Here is a 2,407-nt window from a genome sequence, read left to right on the forward strand (position 1 = left end):
AGGTGGAGATGTTTTCACCAATAGAGCCCGGGACAAAACTGTCGCTCAGATGGGGCAACGCTTGTTGAAACAACGCGTAATGCTCAGACGGGTAGTGGTAGATCGCTTTTTCTGGCCCACCGTGAACACGTTTGTCCACTTGTATATCGCCATTGAGTCCCAGTCCGGTGATCTCATGACTGCCCTCCGACAGCGTTTTATAAATACCGGTTGGCGTATTGTCAGGACCGATAGTGCTTAGCTGGCCGATATAGATACCATCAACGGATACTGAGCGTGACTGCATGTTTCTGTCCTCTGTTGAGTCAGTGGATCAGTGTAGAGTAGCGTGACTGAAATCACCAGCTGGAGCGGCGGGCTAAAGTTGAATTTGTCTGAATAATTAAGGTGCCATTTGCTGAAAATAGGGTAACCTTATGAATGTGTTAATTATTTTTTGTAAGAGGGCATAACATGGATATGGATCTGAGTCTTTTGCAAACCCGGGTGATCGGTTGTCTGATTGAGAAAGAGAAAACCACGCCGGATCAGTATCCTCTCACGCTGAACTCCCTCACCTCCGCCTGCAATCAGAAAAGTAATCGAGACCCGGTGCTGGAGCTGTCAGACACCGAGGTTCAGGAGGTGCTCGATGAACTGAACAGGAAGCATCTGATTCGCGAGGAGAGCAGTTTTGGCAGCCGCGTCCCCAAGTATAAACACCGCTTTTGCAACACCGAATTTTCTGAGCTGAAGCTAAGCGAGCAGGAGCTGGCAATAGTCTGTACGCTGTTTCTGAGAGGTCCGCAGACGCCGGGTGAACTGCGCAGCCGGACTAACCGTTTGTGCAGTTTCAGTGATGTCCATGAGACCGAGGCGGTACTGCAGAAGATGAGCGAACGGGAGGAATATCCGCTGGTCGTGCGTATGCCCCGGGAGCCGGGTAAGCGGGAGTCCCGCTATGCGCACCTGTTCAGTGGTGAGGTCGAAGCGGCTGATCCGTCAGAGTACAGCACGTCTGCAGTCAGTTCGCGTATCAGCAATGAAACGATTCAGGCGCTGGAGGAACGTATTGCTGAACTGGAGAGGACTGTAGCGCAGTTGCAGTCGAAACTGGCAGATTAATAAATAACCGGCTGATCAGAGCAGCAGGTTTTTGCCGGTTCGTTGCTGCGGCCCCTGTAACCTGGGGATACCACTGTAACCTGTTGGCACCTGAGTGATTCTTCCGCCCTGTTGCAGAAACTGGCTGGTCTGATGACGAATTGACTCGTGAGTCTCTTTGGCTGCAGGTGGTTTGGGTACGTTTCTCAGACGCAGGGCTTTCATTGCCAGTTCCTCTGTTTTGTGTTTCGGTGACAAAGCAGTATAGAAAAGATTTCTCAGATTGCTCAATTAATGATCAGCTTTTTTATCTCTGTTTTGCCGCGTTTGAGGTTATGCGTATCGAAGTAGAACCTGTGTCTGTCTCTCACAGCGATCTTTTTCGCAAGAGCTAATCTGTATCAATAGTGGTTGGGGGAGTTACAGAGATAATAAGCCAGGCCGGATATCACGGATATACACTAATCAGAAGAGGTTTCGGGGATGAAATATCTGATCCTGCTGCTGTCGATCTGCCTGCTGCCCGGTTACGCTTTTGCCGATCAGCTGAAACCCTTTACCAGTGATGGTTGCAGCGCGTTTCCTGACGGCACACTGGAAGAGAATACACTCTGGTTAGCCTGCTGTGAGGAGCATGATCGGGCGTACTGGCAAGGGGGCACATATCAGCAGCGTCTTGATGCTGATCAGCAGCTTAAACAGTGTGTTGCTGCACTGGGTAAGCCAAAAACTGCGCTGCTGATGCTGGTGGGTGTCAGGGTTGGAGGCTCTCCCGCTTTACCGACTGGATTTCGCTGGGGTTATGGTTGGTCATATCCCAGAGGCTATGGCGAACTGACTGAGGAGGAGCGGCAACAGGTTAAGAAGATGACGCTGCCGTAGCTTACCATTCTGATAATGAGGAACCTTTCCTGCCGTTTTCAGCCTGCTGCCTACTTATATGGGGTTGACAGTTAAGAGTCTTAAAGGCATTTTTAATTAAACGTCTATTTAAGTATACGGATCTTGTAAATGCCTAAAGTAGGAATGCCTGAAATCAGGAAGCCTCAGTTGATTAACGCCACCATGCAAGCGATTGATTCTGTGGGTTTGCAAAAGGCCAGCGTGGTGATGATCAGCAGTTATGCGGGGGTTTCTCCTGCCATTATTAATCACTACTTTGGCGGAAAAAGTGGTCTGCTTGAAGCCACCATGCGGACGATTTTGAAACAGCTGTCGGATGGCGTCAGGAGTCGTCTGCAGGAAGCGGGGCCTGATGATGTTATCGCGCGGATTCAGGCAATCGTCGGCGGTAATTTCTCACCAGATCAGCTGGACAGTAAAG

General features: G+C 50.1%; 5 protein-coding genes. 3 read left to right on the forward strand and 2 right to left on the reverse strand.

Annotated elements, in window-relative coordinates:
• Window positions 1-286, reverse strand: a 286-nt coding sequence (locus ACQY8X_RS20790) for an MOSC domain-containing protein (protein WP_428037042.1), incomplete at its 3' end; no start/stop codon positions are given.
• 167 nt (window positions 287-453) lie between these two features.
• Here ACQY8X_RS20790 and ACQY8X_RS20795 point away from each other — a divergent pair.
• Complete coding sequence (locus ACQY8X_RS20795; protein WP_428037043.1) at window positions 454-1,104, forward strand: YceH family protein; 651 nt, start codon at window positions 454-456, stop codon at window positions 1,102-1,104.
• 15 nt (window positions 1,105-1,119) lie between these two features.
• On the opposite strand, the gene ACQY8X_RS20800 is transcribed toward ACQY8X_RS20795, so the two are convergent.
• The gene (locus ACQY8X_RS20800; RefSeq protein ID WP_428037044.1) at window positions 1,120-1,308 is read right to left on the reverse strand and encodes a hypothetical protein; all 189 of its coding nucleotides are present in this window, start codon (window positions 1,306-1,308) and stop codon (window positions 1,120-1,122) included.
• 258 nt (window positions 1,309-1,566) lie between these two features.
• Here ACQY8X_RS20800 and ACQY8X_RS20805 point away from each other — a divergent pair, with 258 nt between their 5' ends.
• Window positions 1,567-1,965: a hypothetical protein gene (locus tag ACQY8X_RS20805; protein ID WP_428037045.1), complete on the forward strand. Its 399-nt coding sequence runs from the start codon at window positions 1,567-1,569 to the stop codon at window positions 1,963-1,965.
• A gap of 129 nt (window positions 1,966-2,094) precedes the next feature.
• On the forward strand, window positions 2,095-2,407 hold a 313-nt coding region (gene betI / locus ACQY8X_RS20810; RefSeq protein ID WP_428037046.1), incomplete at its 3' end, for a transcriptional regulator BetI.

This window comes from Amphritea sp. (assembly GCF_050300915.1).
Classification (GTDB): domain Bacteria; phylum Pseudomonadota; class Gammaproteobacteria; order Pseudomonadales; family Balneatricaceae; genus Amphritea.

Coding starts and splice junctions, on each gene's coding strand:
- ACQY8X_RS20805 (WP_428037045.1), top strand. CDS start 1,567: ATGAAATATCTGATCCTGCTGCTGTCGATCTGCCTGCTGCCCGGTTAC.
- ACQY8X_RS20795 (WP_428037043.1), top strand. CDS start 454: ATGGATATGGATCTGAGTCTTTTGCAAACCCGGGTGATCGGTTGTCTG.
- ACQY8X_RS20800 (WP_428037044.1), bottom strand. CDS start 1,308: ATGAAAGCCCTGCGTCTGAGAAACGTACCCAAACCACCTGCAGCCAAA.